The organism is Capnocytophaga sp. oral taxon 902 (genome assembly GCF_013394735.1).
Lineage (GTDB): Bacteria > Bacteroidota > Bacteroidia > Flavobacteriales > Flavobacteriaceae > Capnocytophaga > Capnocytophaga ochracea.
The window spans coordinates 411,578-432,132 of record NZ_CP058261.1; the positions used below are offsets into that span (position 1 = coordinate 411,578).

Annotated in this window: 18 protein-coding genes; 3 read left to right on the plus strand and 15 right to left on the minus strand. The window is 39.4% G+C overall.

What is annotated here, in order from left to right; all coding sequences use genetic code 11:
- Nucleotides 1-119: 119 nt before the first annotated feature.
- Nucleotides 120-1,925, minus strand: coding sequence for a translational GTPase TypA (typA, locus tag HW278_RS01760; protein WP_002672940.1), 1,806 nt, complete (start codon nucleotides 1,923-1,925; stop codon nucleotides 120-122).
- A 116-nt stretch (nucleotides 1,926-2,041) separates the two neighbouring features.
- The gene (locus HW278_RS01765) at nucleotides 2,042-3,001 is read right to left on the minus strand and encodes an IS30 family transposase (RefSeq protein ID WP_255493530.1); all 960 of its coding nucleotides are present in this window, start codon (nucleotides 2,999-3,001) and stop codon (nucleotides 2,042-2,044) included.
- A gap of 233 nt (nucleotides 3,002-3,234) precedes the next feature.
- On the opposite strand from HW278_RS01765, the gene HW278_RS01770 reads away from it, so the two are divergent.
- The gene (locus tag HW278_RS01770) at nucleotides 3,235-4,491 is read left to right on the plus strand and encodes an ABC transporter permease (protein WP_178976752.1); all 1,257 of its coding nucleotides are present in this window, start codon (nucleotides 3,235-3,237) and stop codon (nucleotides 4,489-4,491) included.
- Complete coding sequence (locus HW278_RS01775; RefSeq protein WP_111972634.1) at nucleotides 4,466-4,915, plus strand: acyl-CoA thioesterase; 450 nt, start codon at nucleotides 4,466-4,468, stop codon at nucleotides 4,913-4,915. The genes HW278_RS01770 and HW278_RS01775 overlap by 26 nt, the downstream gene beginning before the upstream one ends.
- A gap of 41 nt (nucleotides 4,916-4,956) precedes the next feature.
- Here HW278_RS01775 and HW278_RS01780 read toward each other — a convergent pair whose 3' ends face one another.
- From HW278_RS01780 to HW278_RS12325, 13 genes are all read right to left on the minus strand, one after another.
- Nucleotides 4,957-6,267, minus strand: coding sequence for a phenylacetate--CoA ligase family protein (locus tag HW278_RS01780; protein WP_178976753.1), 1,311 nt, complete (start codon nucleotides 6,265-6,267; stop codon nucleotides 4,957-4,959).
- 80 nt (nucleotides 6,268-6,347) lie between these two features.
- Entirely contained in the window at nucleotides 6,348-8,351 is a 2,004-nt protein-coding gene (locus HW278_RS01785; RefSeq protein ID WP_178976754.1) for a hypothetical protein, read from the minus strand.
- Between the two features lie 89 nt (nucleotides 8,352-8,440).
- Nucleotides 8,441-9,694 (minus strand): NAD(P)/FAD-dependent oxidoreductase, encoded by a 1,254-nt coding sequence (locus HW278_RS01790; RefSeq protein WP_178976755.1) that lies wholly within the window; start codon nucleotides 9,692-9,694, stop codon nucleotides 8,441-8,443.
- A gap of 52 nt (nucleotides 9,695-9,746) precedes the next feature.
- Nucleotides 9,747-10,103 carry a 4Fe-4S binding protein gene (locus HW278_RS01795; protein ID WP_002672952.1) on the minus strand — a complete coding sequence of 119 codons (357 nt, stop codon included), beginning with the start codon at nucleotides 10,101-10,103 and terminating at the stop codon, nucleotides 9,747-9,749.
- Nucleotides 10,104-10,182: 79 nt separating this feature from the next.
- A complete protein-coding gene (locus HW278_RS01800) occupies nucleotides 10,183-10,434 on the minus strand; it encodes a hypothetical protein (protein WP_178976756.1) in 252 nt (83 codons plus the stop codon).
- Nucleotides 10,435-10,701: 267 nt separating this feature from the next.
- Nucleotides 10,702-12,051 (minus strand): cell envelope integrity protein CreD, encoded by a 1,350-nt coding sequence (gene creD / locus HW278_RS01805; protein WP_053580877.1) that lies wholly within the window; start codon nucleotides 12,049-12,051, stop codon nucleotides 10,702-10,704.
- 139 nt (nucleotides 12,052-12,190) lie between these two features.
- The gene (locus HW278_RS01810) at nucleotides 12,191-12,493 is read right to left on the minus strand and encodes a winged helix-turn-helix domain-containing protein (protein WP_009420465.1); all 303 of its coding nucleotides are present in this window, start codon (nucleotides 12,491-12,493) and stop codon (nucleotides 12,191-12,193) included.
- Nucleotides 12,494-12,518: 25 nt separating this feature from the next.
- Nucleotides 12,519-13,151 (minus strand): hypothetical protein, encoded by a 633-nt coding sequence (locus HW278_RS01815; protein WP_178976757.1) that lies wholly within the window; start codon nucleotides 13,149-13,151, stop codon nucleotides 12,519-12,521.
- Nucleotides 13,152-13,331: 180 nt separating this feature from the next.
- Nucleotides 13,332-16,259, minus strand: a complete 2,928-nt coding sequence (locus HW278_RS01820; RefSeq protein ID WP_178976758.1) for a M16 family metallopeptidase — start codon at nucleotides 16,257-16,259, stop codon at nucleotides 13,332-13,334.
- An 84-nt stretch (nucleotides 16,260-16,343) separates the two neighbouring features.
- Nucleotides 16,344-16,679 carry a 2Fe-2S iron-sulfur cluster-binding protein gene (locus tag HW278_RS01825; RefSeq protein WP_002672959.1) on the minus strand — a complete coding sequence of 112 codons (336 nt, stop codon included), beginning with the start codon at nucleotides 16,677-16,679 and terminating at the stop codon, nucleotides 16,344-16,346.
- Nucleotides 16,680-17,792, minus strand: a complete 1,113-nt coding sequence (locus HW278_RS01830) for an RHS repeat protein (RefSeq protein WP_178976759.1) — start codon at nucleotides 17,790-17,792, stop codon at nucleotides 16,680-16,682.
- Nucleotides 17,793-17,834: 42 nt separating this feature from the next.
- A complete protein-coding gene (locus HW278_RS01835) occupies nucleotides 17,835-18,893 on the minus strand; it encodes an NAD(P)/FAD-dependent oxidoreductase (RefSeq protein ID WP_178976760.1) in 1,059 nt (352 codons plus the stop codon).
- Nucleotides 18,894-19,292: 399 nt separating this feature from the next.
- A complete protein-coding gene (locus HW278_RS12325) occupies nucleotides 19,293-19,418 on the minus strand; it encodes a hypothetical protein (protein ID WP_255493684.1) in 126 nt (41 codons plus the stop codon).
- 200 nt (nucleotides 19,419-19,618) lie between these two features.
- Between HW278_RS12325 and HW278_RS01840 the strand changes: the two genes are divergently transcribed.
- Complete coding sequence (locus tag HW278_RS01840; RefSeq protein WP_048746209.1) at nucleotides 19,619-20,554, plus strand: DUF368 domain-containing protein; 936 nt, start codon at nucleotides 19,619-19,621, stop codon at nucleotides 20,552-20,554.
- Nucleotide 20,555 lies beyond the last annotated feature (1 nt).

Below are 20,555 nucleotides of genomic sequence, written 5' to 3' on the forward strand. Positions count from 1 at the left end.
GGAAAAGTCGTTGCTGGGAAGTGACGACTTTTTTTATTATTTATCATATATCTATTATTCATAAAAGAAAGCCTCAGTGTATAAAAACACTGAGGCTTTCTTTTACTAAATATTAAAGATTACTTAAACTCCTTTTCGTGGCGTTTGCGTTCATTCTCATCTAAGTAGATTTTACGTAAGCGCATATTTTTAGGAGTTACTTCTACATACTCATCTTTTTGGATATATTCCAAGGCTTCTTCTAATGAAAACTTAATAGGTGGTGCTAACTTCACTTTCTCATCGGAGCCCGCAGCACGTACGTTAGTAAGTTTTTTAGTCTTCGTTACATTTACTACTATATCTCCACTACGAGAGTTTTCACCGATTACTTGTCCTGTATAAATATCTTCACCAGGGAAAATAAAGAATTTGCCTCGGTCTTGTAATTTGTCGAGAGAATAAGGAATAGCAGTGCCTTGTTCCATAGAAATAAGCGAACCATTAATACGCCCTGCTATTTCACCTTTGAAAGGTTGGAACTCCAAAAAACGGTGGTGGATAATAGCTTCACCAGCAGTAGCTGTAAGCAATTGATTTCGCAACCCTATAATACCGCGAGACGGAATAATAAACTTAATAATCATACGTTCACCTTTAGGTTCCATACTTAGCATTTCGCCTTTGCGAAGGGTAACTAAATCTACTGCCTTACCACTTACATTCTCAGGCAAATCAATAGTAAGTTCTTCTATAGGCTCGCATTTCACTCCATCAATCTCTTTGATGATAACTTGTGGCTGACCAATTTGCAATTCATAACCTTCACGACGCATTGTTTCAATGAGTACAGAGAGGTGCAATACCCCACGACCATAAACAATAAACTTATCGGCACTATCAGTAGGTTCTACGCGTAAAGCAAGGTTTTTTTCTAATTCACGCTCTAAACGTTCTTTGATATGGCGAGAGGTTACAAACTTCCCGTCTTTACCAAAGAAAGGAGAATCGTTGATAGTGAAGAGCATACTCATAGTAGGTTCATCGATAGCAATAGTAGGAAGTGCTTCGGGGTTTTCGTAATCGGCGATAGTATCACCAATTTCAAAGCCTTCTAAGCCTGCAATCGCACAAATGTCGCCTGCTTGTACTTCTTCTACTTTCTTACGACCTAAACCATCAAAGAGGTGTAGCTCTTTAATTTTAGATTTTACAATTGTTCCGTCGCGTTTTACTAATGAAATATTCATACCCGATTTTAGGGTGCCACGGTGCAAACGACCAATAGCAATACGTCCTGTAAAACTAGAATAATCCAATGAAGTAATAAGCATTTGCAAGCTACCTTCTTCTATTTGAGGAGCTGGAATATACTTTACCACCATATCGAGTAGGGGTGCAATACTATCGGTTCTCTTATGCCAATCTTCTGACATCCAATTTTGTTTAGCTGAACCATATACCGTAGGAAAATCTAACTGCCAATCTTCAGCACCGAGTTCAAACATAAGATCGAATACAGCTTCGTGTACCTCATCAGGAGTACAGTTTTCTTTATCAACTTTGTTGATTACCACAATGGGTTTCAACTTCATCTCTATAGCCTTTTGGAGTACAAAGCGCGTTTGAGGCATAGGACCTTCAAAAGCATCAACAAGCAAGAGCACGCCATCAGCCATATTGAGTACACGCTCCACTTCCCCTCCAAAGTCGGCGTGGCCAGGTGTATCGATAATGTTTATTTTGATGTCTTTATAAACTACTGAAACGTTTTTAGAGAGAATAGTAATTCCTCGTTCGCGTTCGAGGTCGTTATTATCTAATATCAGTTCGCCTGAATCTTGATTTTCGCGGAAGAGAGCGCAGTGGTGTAAAATCTTGTCTACTAAGGTAGTTTTGCCGTGGTCTACGTGGGCAATAATAGCTATATTTCTAATAGCGGTCATAGATATAATTTGTGTTTTAAAAATTTGAGGGTGCAAAAGTACGAAGTAATTAGCAATTTAGCAAATTCGTAAATTGACAGTTATTGTCCGCCCATTCCACCATCAAGTGCAATTTTTCAGATTACTTTCTGATAGAATAAATCTTTAGGTTTTTCAAAATCTAATACTTTTCTTGGTCTATTATTAATTTTATATTGATATTCTTTAATTTCTTTATCTGTAATATTTTTAAAATCAGTATTTTTAGGTATGTATTGCCGTACAAGACCATTGGTGTGTTCACTAAGACCTCGCTCCCAAGAACTATAAGGATGAGCAAAGAAAAATTGTAGGTTCAATTTCTTTTCAACTCGCTTAAAATCAGAAAATTCATTACCATTGTCAGCAGTAATTGTCTTTATATAGTTTTTGTAAGGCAAGGTCATATCTATAAGTTCATCTGCTAATGATTTAGCTTTCTTTCCTTCTTTTAACTTTTTCATAAATAACATTTTAGTAGTCATTTCAACCAATGTAAGTATCGCTCCTTTATTTCCTGCTCCTACAATTAAATCTATTTCCCAGTGTCCAAACTCTGTTTTCTGACTTATAACCTCAGGACGTTCTTCAATAGACTTTTTATCTTCTACTTTCTTTTTACAAGTGTACAATGCTCTACTTCTATGCTTAAGCTGATGACGAGTGTGTTTGTATAGTTCGCCTCCGTTTTCTTTGTCTTGGTGAATGAAATTATAGATAGTTGTTTTTCCAACCATTGGTATTCTATTTTTTTTACAATACCCTACAATTTGCTCAACAGACCACTGTTCTTCAGTGATATGCTTAATAACAAAAACTTTCATTTCTTTAGTAAATTTACGTTCTTTCCTAAAACGTTCTTTACGCTCTTCTGAGATTTCTTGAGCTACTTTTGGACTGTATTTTCCTGTCTTTGTTTTGTTTCTTGACAGCTCTCGACTGACGGTAGAGGGATTACACTCTGCATAAAGAGCAATATCTTTTTGTTTGATTCCGCTTGCTTTTAAAGCAGAAATTACCGACCTTTGCACCAAATTTAAATGCTTATATTCTTTCATTGTCATTTACAAAGAAAAGCATTTATTTTGAAAGAGAAAAGACTTTTATAGTTTTTTCTCTTTTTTTATTTTTCAGAGGGTTGCCCCTTAGAGGCAAAACCCTCTGAAAAATAAAAGTTTTACTAAAAATTACTACTTAAAATTGCAATTATTAGTGGAACTTACAGTCTTTTCTGAAATTATTGGAATCATTTGGTATTTATTTACTATCTTTGCCCCCTATTCAAACCATTATGTTTCAATCTATAAAAAAAGAAGCCTTATTGCTGTTACGCGATGTGGGGGCACTTATCATTCTCTTTGCGATGCCTTTGCTATTGGTGGTAACTATTACGCTATTGCAGGACGGAGCTTTTAAGAATATCAGTGAGCAGAAAACAGCCGTTTTGTTAGTGGATAACGATGGCGGTGAAATTGCCGAAAATATCAGTAAGAGTTTAGAAAGAAGTGCTTTCGAAATGGTGAAAACGCTGGACGGAAAACCTATTGACGAAGCTATGGCGCGTGAGCAGGTGCTGAAAGGCAACTACCTACTGGCTATTGTAATTCCTGCTGAACTCTCCTCCAGCTTGCAAAATAAAGTGCAACAGAATGTAGAGACGATTATCAACACTTTTGCAGGCGAGACCGTAACACCTACTGAAACGGCTTATACTACCAAAGAAATACGCCTTTATTTTGACCCGACTTTGCAGACTTCGTTTAAAGAAAGTGTGAAGAGTGGCATTGACAAATTGCTATACCAAATAGAAAATCAGTATATTTATAAAGCCTTTGAGAGTCAGTTAGAGGAAGGGGTGCGTTTACCAAAAACAGAAGCATTAGTGAGTTTTAGAGAAATCAATCCTAATACGGCTACTGCTGCTATCCCCAACGCTACCCAGCACAACGTACCCGCGTGGGCTCTCTTTGCTATCTTCTTCATTACCATACCGCTATCGGCGAGTATTGTAAAGGAAAAAACACAAGGCACAGGACTCCGACTCTTCACGAGTCCCCTACCCTACTGGGCATTACTCACTGCTAAAATCATTGTTTTTCTGATGATTAGCTTACTACAATTCGCTTTGATGGTAGTAATGGGCGTGTTTGTATTTCCTTACTTAGGCTTACCGATATTAGACGTGGGAGGTAAACTTTTATCCTTGTTATTAGTCGCCATAGTCTCAGGGCTTTCGGCTATAGGCTTGGGGGTACTCTTGGGGACTTTAACAAAAACACAAGAACAATCAGCACCCTTGGGAGCTACCCTCACGGTACTTTTTGCAGCCATTGGGGGCGTGTGGATACCTACCTTTGCAATGCCCCACATTATGCAATTGCTTTCTAATATTTCGCCTATGAACTGGGGATTACAAGCCTTCTACGAGGTATTGCTAAGAGGCGGTTCTGCGAGTAGTTTGCTACCTAAAATAGGAGCTTCACTGCTCTTTTTCATCAGTTGTATTCTTATCTCTATTTATTATGACAAAGCCAAAAGAAACGTATAAACCTGCGAATTTATCTGAGAGTCTTATTATTACGGTACGCTTTAGCGAAACCGATCCGCTTGGTATTGTGTGGCACGGCAACTACATCAAATATTTTGAAGACGGACGTGAGGCGTTTGGGAGAAAGTACGGTATTTCTTACCTTGATGTAGAGCGCGAAGGCTATGCAACTCCTATTGTGAAGAGTGTATGTGAACACAAGAAGATGGTGCGTTATGGCGAACGCTTGTGCATTGATACTCACTATATCCCTACCAATGTAGCGAAACTCATCTTTCAGTATTTTATCTACAATGAAGTCAATGAGTTGGTTTGTACGGGAGAAACTGTACAGGTATTTACTTCATTAAAAGACAATAGCTTATCGCTGTATAAACCTAAGTTTTTTGAAGAATGGGAGAAACAAATAACAAGTAACAGGTAACAATATACTACTGCTAATAGATTTTTTGTCTTCATATATAATTAATTTAATGGTTTGCGTTTATCTACAAATTTCATCGGTTTGCGACTGCCCAACGGATAGAGCTGTTGCTCAATAAGGGCTATATCGCAGAACTCAATCTTAGGGACGACCCTGAGTTTGGCGCGGAAGTGATGACTTATTTGCTCACGAAGGGCTTCGGTAGGGGTTTTTGTCCCTATTTTGATGAGAATTTCATCGGTGAGGATATCATTGGTATTGATTTCTATAATGTAATTCTCTATAGCCTCAAAGCCTGTAAGTAAATCCATTAGGGCTGGCGGGTAAAGAGTAGTTCCTTTGTATTTAATCATCTGCTGTTTGCGACCCAGTACAGGACTCACTCGTGCCGTATGTCGCCCACATTTACAAGGGGTACTGTGCATCGCTACTATATCGCCTGTGCGAAAACGCAACAATGGCATACCTTCCACTCCTAAAGTGGTAATCGTGAGCTCTCCACTCTCACCATCGGGTACGGGGTGTCCTTCGTCGTCTAATACCTCAGTGATGATGAGCTCTGGATGGTGATGCCCTCCGTGCTGGTATTCACACTCAGTGAAAGTAGTGCTCATCTCGGTAGAAGCATAAGTGGAGTAAAGTTGCAATCCCTGCCATTTTTCAGTAATCTTTTTCGCTAAGAGCGTAGGGCTAAAATCCTGATTGCGCAACGCCTCGCCTATACACACTACTCCCTTTACGGAAGAAGCGCGATAGTCGATACCATTCTTTTCGGCATATTCTATCATTTTCAGCACAAAGGAAGGAACCGCAATAAGATATTTAGGTTCGTACAATCGGATAGAATCCCATTGCAATTCAGGTATTCCTGCCCCTACCCTAATGATGCTCGCTCCCATTTTGCGTATGCCTAAGAAATAAGCCAAGCCTGCCATAAAACGGCGGTCGATAGTGGTCATCAGTTGGACTACATCGCCTTTTTGAATGCCTGCACAAGCCAATGAGATAGCTTCGTTGTACGCCAAACGGTCTAAATCCCTGTCAGTGAGACCGAAAGTAACGGGCGTTCCCATAGTGCCTGAGGTAGAAGCATAGTCTACAATAGCAGTTTTAGGTACGCAGAGAAAAGCGTCGTTCTCGCGTTGCAAATCGTCTTTATGGGTTGTGGGTATTTTTTGTAAATCGGCAAGGGTGCGGATATCCTCTATACGGATATGGTGCTTGCGGAAGAGATTTTGATAAAAAACCGATTTTTCATTGAGATATTGCAATAGCTCTCGCAGTTTTTCTTCTTGAAAAGCGATAATCTCGGCTTCCGATTGGGTTTCTATGGTTGGAATAAGTGCACTCATTATTTTTGTTAATAAAACTTTACCAAAGGTTCTAATGCCCGTGTGGCTCACACCTTTGGCAAAGTTGTATGTAAATTTCCTTATTTAAAAAGTCGTTTTAAGGAATTTAAGAATCCTTTTTCTACCACATCGATGCCGATACCAAAGTTGCTATCAGCCATAGTGTGATAATCTTCGCGAATAGGCTCCAATTTATCTAATGGCAACTCAATATTCGTGAGCGGATTGTACTCTACAATCACCTTACCAGAGTTCTTAGTGATAAACTTCTGGGTTTTATGGGTGAAATACTCATTTTCGATATCACACTCTTGTACGGTATATTTTTCCTTAGTATCGATATTTTCATCGGTTTTGAGTTCTATTTCGTAACGCTCGCTATCGAAGTTATGCCAAAAGCTCGCATCGCTGTGCTGGTGTTCACGAATACTATTTTTCAAAACACTACCATCGTAGTACATCAAGAAACGACGACCTTCATTGTCTATAAAATAAGGCTGTTCAATAGTTGCTTCGTACTTCACTACAAATTCATTTTCCACCTTATCGTCCTTCACTATTTGCAAAGTAGCATCTTTGAAAATCTCGCGGAAATCTTTGCCTTTGCGGTCGTTCACATAGTTGAGTGCATAAAACAAGGAGTTGTTCCAGCTGTCCAAACGTTCGTTTTTGTTGCTCGACTTGAAGTAAGCTCGCATAGAGTTTGCACGATTGTAACGATAAGTAGTAAGCAGTTGTATTTTGCCCGTATTACCTTTGGCTTCTAAAGTGATGTGCTCATCTATACAAAAATTGTCGAAATAGGTAGGTTTGCGCACTTGTAACTCTTGGTTAGGCAATATCTCCATAAAGTGACAAAAAGAAATCACTGCGCGTTTCTCCAATTTACCAAACTCATTACGAGCAGTGGCATCTACAAAGTATTCTTTACCTTCGTAGTTGATTTTCACCACTACGTGATTGAACGAAAGCAACGAAGGGAGATAGAATTGCAAGTAATAATCAGAATTGTAGTTCACCAATATCACTGAAGCCTCTACACCGAGATAGTTGAGAATTGATTTTAACAATACGCATTTCGCTTTACAATCACCTTGCTTATTTTGGTAAGTAAGTGCAGGTGCTTGCGGTTTGTGTCCATTCATCTCATCGGCGTTGTACACGTAGTAGATGTTGTTTTGCACGAACTCTATAGCGTATTGCAATTTCTCGTCGAGGGTAGCCATACCGTTGAGTTTCTCCACCAAATCGGGAGCAAAATCAGTGGGTTGTGCTTTGAACACTTCTTCGTAAAGCGGATAGATATAGTTAGAAAGTTCTTTCCAAGTACTATCAGTAGCGAAGTCTATAAAAGGGAAGATTTCGCGGTTAGGGTCTACTGGGTTGATGTAGTTTTCTTGTACTATCTCAAATGCCTCTCCTTGTGCTAAGTACTTCACCTGACTTGGGATTACGTTGCCTTGTTCGTCGCGGAAAAACACATCTTTATAAGCCACGCGTTTGTCGCGATTATTGATGAGTTTGAAGTGGTATTTACCGTACGCCCAATAAGTATCAGGGGTTACATATACGTATTTCATAAAGTCCCGACGCAAGAACTCTTTCTCAGTAAATACCTTTTCTTTGGTGTCTTCCAAAATGAGGATATCGTCTAAGTGAAGGTCTTTGATGGAGAAGTTCAGTTTTTTAGAACTGCTGATAATACCACGACCGCTTTGTCCTTCGTTGTCCAATACTTTTATAGTAGTATCAGCTGTTTTGTCAATCAGCTGACCGTTGCGATACACACTGATGCGGTGTATACTGAAATACTCATTTTCTTCAAGTATCATATCATACATCGAAGCGCGTTCCAAGTTTTCGGGTTGGGTAAGGGTATAAGCCATCAACGTATAGTCAGAGGCACTATTATCGTCTATTTTGCTGTATTTATGTAAGAAATAGCAGTAGTCACGTCCCTCGTCGGTTTGCTCTCGAGAGAAATCAGTCTCTACTAAAAGTTTTTCCATTTCACTATCTGAAAGGGAATTTGTCCAATCTCCCGCTTCTACAAAGCGGTACAATTCTTTTTCTTCTGTTTGCACTTTTTTAGTTTAGAGTTTAAAATTAAGAGTTATAAGAGTATTTAAGTGGGCACAAAGGTACTACTTTTTTACCATTTAACCAAAAAAGTTTATGCCTCCTTCATTCCCAAACCGTTATCAATGGCATACGCCATATTTTCAATGATATGCTTGTGTTTGGTTACAAACGGATTGGTAGTATCCCACACGTAACCTGCGAGTACCGAACATATCTTCTTCTTCACCTCTTCATTTCCTGGCTGATGAAAGAAGAGCGTTTGTAAATTGCCTGTATACCATTCTCTTACATAAGAAGTAAACACCTCTATACCACGTTGCATATACTCGGCGTATTCCTTTTGCCAATCTACTTTTTCACCCGCAAGTTCGCGTTTTACCAATTTAGCCGCCAACATCCCCGATTCGGTAGCAAAAGCCACTCCTGAGGAGAACACAGGATCTAAGAACTCGGTACTGTTGCCCGTGAGCACAAACCCTTCGCCAAAGAGTTTTTTCACCGAGCAGGAATAACTTTGTATCTTATTGGGCTTGAACAGAAAATCCGAATGTTCAAAGCGTGCTCGGTAGAAGTCAGAACGTTTAATTGCTTTGCGAAGTGCTTCTTCGGTATCTCCCGAAGCCGACAAAGCGTTGATATAGTGCGTAGGTCCTACAATGCCCACGCTAGTATTGCCGTTAGAGAACGGAATTACCCATAGCCATACTTCACGCTCCAATACATCAAATGAAATAAGCGTACCTTCTTCACCCGCAGGACGTACCTTATCCTCTTTGATATGAGTAAAAATAGACGAGTGGTCGTCTAACTTCGAAGGCGAATTGAGGTCTAACAAGCGAGGCAACACACGCCCATAACCACTGGCATCAATTACAAATTTAGAGGTAATTTCGCTCACCTCGCCATTAGCGTCTTTCACCGTAGTGACCTGATGGTCGGGGAAGAATTGCACATTGGTAACTTCGGTTTCAAAAGTGAGATTTACTCCTTTTCGAATGACCTCTTGTGCCAAAACATTATCGAAATCGGCACGAGGCACTTGCCACGTCCAATTCCAACCTTTGCCGTACTTCTTGCCAAAATCAAACTGACATACTTGTTCCCCACGAATAAAACGGGCACCCCATTTTACTTCGTACTTTTGGGCTTCCAAGGCTGGCATAAAACCCGCTTCCTCAAAATGATCCATCACACGCGGAATAAGGCTCTCTCCTACTACCAAGCGCGGGAATTTAGTTTTCTCTACCACACGCACCTTCACACCGTTGTTGTGCAAATAGGCTGCTGATACACAACCCGAAGGACCTGCGCCAATTACCAATACATCTGTTACTTCTTTTTTCATAGATACTCTTTTTTAAAAGTATGGGGACAAATATACTACTTTTTTTGTAAAACTACGCTTCTTCGTCGTGAATAAAGCGTTTTTTAGCCAAAAGTTCTTCTTCTGTTTCTTGGTAGGCATCATCGGGCACACAGCAATCCACAGGACATACAGCAGCGCATTGGGGTTCATCGTGAAAACCAATGCATTCAGTACACTTGTCCGCCACGATAAAGTAAATATCATCACTGATAGCTTTTTGGGGCTCGTCCGCATCTACTTCCAATCCGCTCGGTAATACCACACGTCCCTTTAAGGTCGTACCATCGCTATAACGCCAATCGTCAGCACCTTCATAAATAGCATTGTTAGGACATTCGGGTTCGCAAGCCCCGCAATTGATACAATCGTCAGTTATTATTATAGCCACTTGAGTTTTATGTTTTTAGTTATGAATTATCAGTTAAAAAGGGTGCAAAGATAATACTTTTATTTCTATTATTCAACAACTACCCATAATCACCTTCTACAAACTCCACTTTTCCTACTATTTTGCAAGCCTTATCCTTCATCATTTCTTCGTCATTTGTTTGTCTTTCCTTCGTTTTTTGTTTATCTGCCCGTGTGGCTCGCACCGTCTTTTGTTCGTCTTTACGTCGCTGTAATTCCCCCTTTGGAGGAAGCCAGCGAAAGCTGGGTATGTGTAAGGGGGAGGTTTTCTTCGTCTTTTCTCTATCTGCCCGTGCGGCTCGCACCGTCATTTGTTCGTCTTTTGTTCGTCTTTTGTTCGTCTTTTGTTCGTCTTTTGTTCGTCTTTTGTTCGTTTATTGTTTATTTGCCTGTCGTGCTACGACCTCACACCGTCATTAACTTGGTATTATTGGCATTTTTGGCATTATGGTATTAAAAAAGACTGCCAGATATTCTCTAACAGTCCTTTTTACCTTTTACCTTTTACCTTTTACCTTTTACCTTTTACCTTTTACCTTTTACCTTTTATCTTTTATCTTTTATCTTTTATCTTTTACCTATTTACCTGAATCCGACCATTCCACTTTCCGCGACACATACATCACAATAGCCAAAATGGTAAATAAACCTATACTTCCCACTAATAAAGCATAACTTTCCAGCTGAATAATCACGTAAATAAAACCGTAGAGTGCTGCTAATGAAAGTCCTATAAAAGTAGGGAACTTCTTGTTTTTCAGTATAGAAACCGAATACAAACTGATAAGTCCTACCGTCATTACCGATGATATAAAGTAAGCAAACGAGAAGCTACTGTGTTCTGTAATCGATATGAGCAAAGTGTAAAACAACACCAATGCCAAGCCTATCATTGAGTATTGGAAGATGTGAATCTTTATCTTGCTAATGCTTTGTATCAAGAAGAATATCAAGAAAGTGAGGAATATCACCAAATAACCGTATTTAGTAGCGCGTTCATTCTGCTGATATTGGTCTACGGGAATGATAAAATCTACATCGTAAGTGTATTGCGAAATGTTCGGTAAACTCCCAAACGATTGTTGTGCAAACGGACGGTTAATGTGCAATACCTTCCACGAAGCGTTAAACCCATTGCCGTTTATCTGTTTGGTGTAAGGCAAAAAGCTACCTGTAAAGCTGGGGTTAGCCCAGTTAGAGGTAAGGGTACTCTCGGTAGTCTTCCCTATGGGTACAATGGCTATTTTCTTACTACCGTCGTACTGCACCGTAAAACTAAACGAAGGGTTAGCCAAAAACTCCTGATAGTTAATAAAGCCTGTTTCAAGCGATGCCACCTCATTAGCTTTACTATCATTCTCATAGTAATAATCCTCGTTGTCTTTTTGCTCATAGATAGGTTCAAAAGCGTAATCCTTGCCACCTAATTGAATGCTTACTCCATTCTTAATACTCGCGAGGTTAGTAGTGCGAATGAGAATCGTAGCCTTATCCCAACTGATATCTTCGTTAGGAATTCCTTTGGCTATAAAATTAGGAGCTACATAACTACCTGTAAAGTCCATAGACGCATTAAACACCACCGATTCGTAGTTGTTGCGCTTCTTCACCTCAGTCTTTACATTCGAAATATTTTTCAGTTCCTCGGGGAAGAAATAAGCGTACTGTGTCTCAAAAGCGTTTTTGTTCTTGTCGCTGTACACTTTGTAAGGAATTTTGAGGATAGGTCCATAGAAAAAGACCTCGCGCCCCCACTTGCTATCAATCTCATTGATAACCTCCTGCTGACGTTCTTTGCGCTCTCTCACTAAGTTTTGCACTAATAAGAGCGGAATGAGCAATACCAAAGTAAGTGCCCCAATAAGCACCAAACGAAAAGTGTTTGATTGCCATACATTAGATGTTGTTGATGGTTTTTCTGGATACATAATATTTAAATTTACAATTAATAATTCACACTAAAGCACTTTGCGTTTCAAAGTGTATTTATAAAAAAGAAAGGAGATAATGTTACTCCTTTACGGATTGTCCCCCCTTCGGGGGTTCGGGGGCAAATCGACAAATCTGCTAATTTCCTAATTTCCCTATAATCTTCTCGAGTGCATTCAAATGTTCTTGAAACGCCTCTTTTCCTTTTTTAGTTACCTTATAACTCGTATTCGTCTTCCTTCCCACAAACGATTTTTCAATAGTGATATACTCTTCAGCTTCCAAGGCACGGGTATGGCTTGCCAGATTGCCGTCGGTTACCCCTAAGAGTTCTTTCAGGGTATTAAAGTCGGCACTGTCATTCACCATCAACACCGACATTATGGCTAAGCGAATGCGATGGTCAAAAGCCTTATTGATATGTGCTAAAAAAGTCTTCAATTTTCTTTATTCGTCCCGACTTATGTCACTGTTGGTCTTTTCCTTTATTGCGTTCGTATTTAAAGTGCATAATGCCTCCATAGAGAACGTGGCATACACCAAAGCCTAATGTCCAGAACAAGAGTCCGTAACCAGGAAAATATACCGCTAACAAGCCTAAAACAATCTCAGTAATTCCCAAATAATGTACATCTCCAAAGGTGTATTTGCTCACATTCACACACGCCAATCCGTAGAAAATAAGCGTCATTGGTGCAAGCAGTCCGTAGTACCCATTTTTGATGAGCAATACACTGAGTAGTCCACCCGTAAGTAGCGGAATAGCAAAGTTGTAAAGAGCCCTTTTGGCGGTAGCATTCACAAGACTTTCCCCACTGCGCTTCGCCTTACGTGCCGAAAACAAGTAAGCCGTCACCAATGAGGCTACAAGCACCGCTAATGCAATTGCCATAATAGCTTTAAAGGTATGACTTTCTATAAGCACATAAGGATAATAGATGTAATGATGTTCCAACAACATATATACCCCTGCCGCACCTATCAGGGCATACACACCTGCCAATACCCCCGAAAGTCCGCTAAGCGAAAGAAAAAGGGTAGACTTACGCATCATCTGGCGTATCTCGTGTAGGTCGTTTAAGTATTTATTCTCTTCCATAATGAAGTACTTTGTGGCGCAAAGTAATGGATAATAATAATAACTACCAAATATTTTTATCACAAATCTTTAAAATATTTTAACTGAGTATTGTAAATGAGTGTCTTATATATAAATAATCAGTGTTAAAGTCGTGCGACTTTAACACTGATTATGAGAAATAAAAAATAATTTCTTATTCTAATATCCGAAGAGTTCTTCTAATGTGAGCTTCTTAAAGTCTCCTATTTTTTGGAGGTCATCTTTTGAGAGTTTCTTTTCTGAAGCTAAAATCACATAAGTATAAGGTTTTTTAGAGAGATATTTGTCGTGGAAAGCTTTGATATCTTTCATTGTAATACCATCTACATTTTGATATACTTGCTTGCGTATATCGTCTTTAAGACCCAATTCTTGTGCGGCTAAATAGCTATAAATAATACCGTCTTGTGTAATGCGCTCGGTTTCTATTTCTTGCTTGATTTGTAGTTTAGCTAATTGGAGATTAGCAGGCAATTCAGGCATTGTATTGAGTAGTTCATTCATTGCTTCAACGGCTTCTTTAAACTTATCAGCTTGTGAACCTACATAGGCAAGCATATAGTATTTATCAGCTTTCTTTCTTGGGGAAGCGTAGAAACCATAAGTGCTATATGCCAAAGCTTTACTTTCGCGAATGGTTTGGAATACCAAAGAACCCATACCGCCACCGAAGTAGTTGTTGAACGCACTAATTACAGTACTTTCAGCTGGATTAAAAGGAACGGTATTGCGTATCCAACGAGTTTCAGCTTGTACCATTTCATAATCGGCAAAGAGCACTTGGTTCTTAGTTTGCTCTACTTGTTTAAACTCTTTTTTAGGAGCTACCTTGGCAAACTTAGCAGGCACTTTATGCAAGGTTTTTAGTTTATTAGTAAGTTCTGAAAGGGTAGCAGGTCCATAATAAATAACTGTTTGCTCTACATTGTTTAGGTTTTTGAGTTTATCTACTAACTCTTTCCCTGTAATAGCCTCAATTTCGGCATCAGAGAAGGTGTAGTTATATTTGTTTTTAGCCCCATACATTGCATAATTTGTTAAGGCTTGCATAATAGCATTTCTATTAGCTTTGGCATCTATACGCGATTTAACTACACGCGCTTTCAAGGCTTTAAGGGCTTCTTCATCTACTTTAATATTGGCAATAAAGTCTTCGTAAAGTTTCACAGCTGCTTCAAAGTTTTCTTGTAAACCTTCTATATTTACAGTAGTGTACTCGTCACTGTTTGAAATTCTAAAGCTTGAAGCTATTTTATAGAATTCTTTGGTAAGCTGTTCAGCTGATTTTTTATCAGTACCCAAAAACTGACTATAATTAGCAGCCATTGCTAATTTCAAATCATTAAGAGTACCTACTTTATAACGGAAAGTAAGACGATACAATTCATTGTCTTTGTTTTGCACGTAAAGTATTTCTGCTTTGCCTAATTTTCCTTTCTGCAAGTCTTTATTATAATCTAAGAAAACAGGCTTTACGGGAGTACTTGGCATCTCGTTCACCATTTTCACAAAAGCTGATTGTTTATCGGCATTGGTCTCAACGGGAGTAATAGCCGGTTTTTCAATCTTCTCTACATTAGGGCGAGTTCCTTTCTCTTTATACACAACTACGTAGTTATTACCGAGGTATTTATTGGCAAAAGCTACGATATCAGCTTTGGTGAGTTTAGAAAGGTTGTTCACATAAGCTACTTGGTCTTTCCAGTCGAGATTATCAGTAAAAGCTGACATTAGCATATTAGCGCGGTTGCCATAAGACTCAGTCCCTTGAATGGTTTGCTTTTTCAAGTTGTTGATGATAGAAGGAATAAGGTCATCATCAAAGTTCCCTTTTTTGAGGTTTTCTATTTCCCCCAACATAAGGTCTTTCACTTGTTCTAACGACTGCCCTTGTAGAGGTTTTCCAGAGAGGTATAATACGCCATAGTCTATAAGCGTATAAGCAAAGGCACTTGCCCCAAGAAGTTTTTGTTTTTTTACAAGGTTCAAGTCGATAAGACCTGCTTTACCATTAGTAAGAATTTCTCCTACTAAATCGGCTAAAAGGGCGTCTTTATCTTGGTTACCAGGCAAGCGGAATGCCATCGAAACGCTTTCAGCATCGGGTCCTACTACCTTCTTAATGATAGGTGCTGTAATAGGAGCTTCTTTCTCAAAAGTATATTGAGGCACTGCTTTGGGTTGCATATAGCTAAATGCCTTATCAATTTGAGCGATAACAGTATCAGGATTGAAATCTCCTGCCAATATTACTGCCATATTGTTGGGCACGTAATAGGTATGGAAGTATTTGCGAATTTCTTTCAGTGAAGGATTTTTCAAATGCTCTACTGTACCGATAGTGGTTTGCAAGCCATAATTGTGCTTTTTGAATAGCTCAGAGAAGAGAGTTTCAAACACCTCGCTATTGTCGCTATCCAAAGAGCGGTTTTTCTCTTCGTATACAGCCTCCAATTCAGTATGGAAGATACGAAGTACAGGGTTGCGAAAGCGTTCAGCTTGTACAGTAATGTACTTGTTGATAGCATTAGCAGGCACATCGTCAGTATACACTGTTTTTTCAAACGAAGTAAAAGCATTGGTACCTTGTGCCCCCATAGCAGTCATCATCTTATCGTACTCATTGGCGATAGCATACTTACTGGCTACTCCTGAAACCGAATCTATCAGTTTATAGATAGCTTTCCGTTTAGCGGGGTCTTTGGTGTGATTGTACTCTTCGTAGAGGGCGTCGATTTTGTCGAGTTCTACTTTTTCCTTAGCCCAATCAAGTGAACCGTATTTATCAGTTCCCTTAAAGAGCAAATGCTCTAAATAATGTGCAAGCCCTGTATTAGTAGCAGGGTCGGTTTTACTACCTGCTTTCACAGCTACATAGCACTGAATGCGAGGTTCTTTATTCGTAGGACTCAAAATAACTGTAAGTCCGTTTTTCAAGGTATAAAACCTTGCATTAGTGGGGTCGTGTGTTACATATTTATAAGTGTAACCGCCTCCTTGAGCTTCTTTCCACTCATAGTTTTGAGCGGAAGCACCGAATGTTATAGCTACTGTAAAGAGCCATAAGAATAGATTCCTTTTTAACATATTTGGCGAATTAATATTTAAACAGCGCAAAAGTAGTAATTTAATGCTCAACTACAAAATACTTCTCAATATTTTTTATCTTTCTTATGCAAATGGTGCTAATACCACTTCCAAACCATCTATTTCAGGTGTAATCGGAATTTGGCAACCTAATCTACTATTAGGCTTCACGTAAAAAGCCTCCGAAAGCATTGCTTCTTCTTCTGCTGACATCTCAGGAAGCAACACCTCTTCTGCATTCTGAATATAACACTGGCAAGAGGCGCACATTGCCATACCACCACAGATGCCTATCTCGCCATCTTGGGCAATTTCATAAGCACGCATTACCTCCATAAGGTTCATATTCATATCAGTAGGGGCTTCTATTTCGTATAGAAGCCCCTCGCGATCGGTTATTTTAAGATGTATCTCGTTCATTTATTTTGCGGGGAAGTACTCTATTCTGCGAACGCGAGCACAAACGGGCTTGTCGTTCTCAAACATTATAATCTGTGTCCAGTTACCCATTTTATCAAAAGTATAACGGTATTTATAATTGAAATCAGGAGTAGTATAAGCAGTAAGCAAGTTGTGCTCATCATACACTTTGGTCGAGGCTACCCCTTTCCGTGTTTTAATAGTCTGCGTCTCCCCAAATTTGTTAAACATATAATTCGTCTCTACGTAAAAGTTAGGATCGTCATTAGCCGTACAAATGGTCTGTATGAGTTGCCCTGCTTTGTTGTATTTGTGCTGGCATACGGTCTCTTGTCCTGCTTGGTTAATATACGTCGCTTTGGTTAAATTCTTATCCTTGTCGTATTCGTTCTCTGTTTTTAAAAACACATTCTTGTTGAGCACTTTTTCCTCTGTCTCGCTCACCTTGTTCATATTGTTGTATTTATACGACTTCTCTTTGGTGTACTCCGGACGTATTTTCTGTTCCAATACAAGGTTCTTCTGCTCATATCGTTGAATATCTTTCTCCAATGCCGATACGCTAGCTACCTTATTCTTCTCAATACAGTTACCTAAATCGTCGTATTTATACGTGATAGTGATAAGCCACTCATTGGTCACCCCATCATTCTCATCAATCTTTACCAACTGATTCTTCTCATTGTAAAAATACTGTCGGTTCACCGTCAGTTCTCCGTCTCCCAAGGTAAACACCGACTGACTTTTATTGATTTTTCCCTTCTTGTCATAAAAGAAGCGCATTCCTCCAAAAGGTCGATTTTCAGCATTATAGGTTTTAATTTCAAGATTGCGCCCTCCGTTGTCGAACAAATAAGATATATTAGTTTTAGAATACTTCTTTTCGTCTTTTTCCACCTTCCATTCTTCGGAATAAGGAAAAACGTTATAAGTATTCCCATCAAAAGTTTTAGTACCTTTCGGACTCGCTTCCAGAAGAAATGAATAATCCTCTACTTTCTTTACTTTCCCTTTCAGTTGTAGGGATTTACTACCCAAAGTATCTATTTGGGCGTGTAGCGAAACACCACCTGCCAATAAGACACTTGCTAATAGTACATTTATGCTCTTCATTTTATATTTAGTTATTAGTATTTTTTATCTCTCTTACCTCATCTAAATCGCTTTCACCACTGCCTTTTCAGCCTCTTTGCGAGACCCGTCAAAACCGTCTATACCCACTACCGTAGTATATTTTAACACGTATTTCTTATTAGGGTAAATGCGGTTGTACACACTTTGGCACATTAAGGTCGCTTCGTGAAAGCCACAAAGTATTAGTTTCAGTTTCCCTGGGTAAGTATTTACGTCGCCTATGGCGTATACTCCCTCTATACAAGTTTGATAGTCTAAGGCATTGTTCACCTTCACAGCATTTCTTTCAATCTCCACACCCCACGCAGCAATAGGTCCTAATTTAGGAGTAAGTCCAAACAAAGGTATAAAAGCATCAGCCACAAGAGTTTCTCTTTCGCCCCCTTCCTGCTCCAATACTACCGACTCCAAATGCTTTTCTCCACCTAGTCCCACTACCTCATAAGGCGTTTTTAAGTTGATTTTCCCCGCCTCTTTGAGGGCTCTCACTTTCTCAACCGAATCCAATGCCCCTCGGAACTCATTACGGCGGTGCACTAAGGTAACCGAAGCCGTTGCTACTTTCTCGGCTAAGTAAATACTCCAATCGAGTGCAGAGTCGCCTCCTCCGGCTATCACCACGTGTTTGCTTGCGTAACTCTCGGGGTGTTTCACAAAGTAAGCCACTCCCCTATCTTCGTATTGTTCAAGGTTCGGCAGTTCAGGTTTGCGAGGTTCAAAAGTACCTAATCCTCCTGCAATAGCTACAGCTTTCCCTTTTATTTGGGTACCTTTATCAGTAGTAACCACAAAAGTATCATCATCATTTTTAGTAAGAGTCATCGCTGTTTCACCAAGCGTAAATTCAGGCTGAAACTGCTTGATTTGCTCCATTAAATTATCTACTAATTCCGAAGCCCCTACACTCGGGTATCCTGGTATATCAAAAATAGGCTTCTTGGGGTACAACTCTGTAAGCTGACCGCCCACCTGAGGCAGCGTGTCTATCAAATGACATTTTAACCTAAGCAATCCTGCCTCAAACACAGCAAACAATCCCGTAGGTCCCGCCCCTATAATGATGATATCCGTTTCTTTCATTCATTGTTATTTTGGGTGCAAAATTACTAAAAAAAACTGAAAAGCAAAAAGCAAAACAGCAAAATAAGCATATTTACCATATTTCTATTCACCAAAATACCTATTGATTACCAGCATCTTCTTAATACGCCTTTTGTATACTATCACATAAGGTTCATCTTTTGTCCGTCTGTTCGTACAGCCCGCACTTTCTTTGCCTCGCTACACTCCCTTTTCACAGTATGGACTTTGCCAAAGTTTCAGACTTTGGTAAAGTTGAAAGCTCCCAATAATCTCTTTCTTACCTCCATTATATCCTTAATTTAAATTTGTCTTTTGTTCGTTCATTGTTCGTCTTTCCTTCATCTTTTGTTCATCTGCCTGTGCGGCTCGCACCGTCATTTGTTCGTCATTTGTTTGTCATTTGTTCGTCTTTTGTTCGTTCATTGTTCGTCTTTTGTTCGTCTTTTGTTCGTTGTAGACCCACTGTAGACCCACTGTAGACCCACTGTAGACCCACTGTAGACCCACTGTAGACCCACTCATCGTTCGTTTATCCTATAAGCTTCTTATAAGCTTTATATAATCCTCTCCCAATTTCTCCATTAACCATTAACCACTAACCATTAACTTCGCTTGCAAAGTGAATAACGAAGATTTTTAAACTTCTATCTTTTTGGTCAATGAATATTATTTTATTACTTTTGCACCCGTTAAGTTCAATATTGAAACAGAAACCGTTCTTTATGAAACGTACATTTTTAGATTACTTTTTTATCACCCTCAAAGGGCTCGCTATGGGTGCTGCCGATGTAGTACCAGGAGTCTCAGGGGGAACTATTGCCTTCATTTCGGGTATTTATGAAGAGTTAGTCGATTCTATCAGCAAAGTAAACTTACAAGCCTTCAAACTCCTTTTTACAAAAGGGTTAGTTGCTTTCTGGAAACACATCAATGGGAACTTTTTTGTAGCTCTCTTTGCAGGGATAGGTATCAGTATCCTCTCACTTGCCAAAGGTATGAAATGGCTGTTAGAAAATCACCCCATAATGGTATGGTCTTTCTTCTTCGGACTAATGATTGCAAGTGTCTTTTTCCTAACAAAAGAAATAAAACGTTGGAATCTCGCCGCTGTCTTAACTATGGTAGTTGGAGGGATTGTTGCTTATATTATCACTGTTATTCCTCCTTTGGTAAATGGCAGTAACCAAAGTATTATCTTTATCTTTTTCTGTGGTGCCTTAGCCATTTGCGCTATGATACTCCCAGGTATATCAGGAGCTTTTGTATTGGTACTTCTGGGGGCTTACCACACTGTTTTAGATGCGCTTAGTTCTTGGAATTTTAAAGTGATTGGCGTTTTTGCTATTGGGGCTATCACAGGTATTCTTAGCTTTTCAAAAGCCTTAAAATGGTTATTTGCTAAATTCCGAAACCTTACCTTTGCAGGACTCACAGGCTTTATTATTGGGTCACTAAACAAAGTATGGCCTTGGAAAGAAACTCTCGAAACAGACCCTACTAATGGCAGTGTGATATGGGAAAAAAGCATATCGCCTTGGGCTTTCAAAACAATCACCAATACCAATCCGCAAATCCTAACCGCTATCTTATTGGCTATTATAGGTTTCTGTGTGATTTACTCTATTGAAAAGTTAGGCGCAAAACGCACTCAAAATTAAT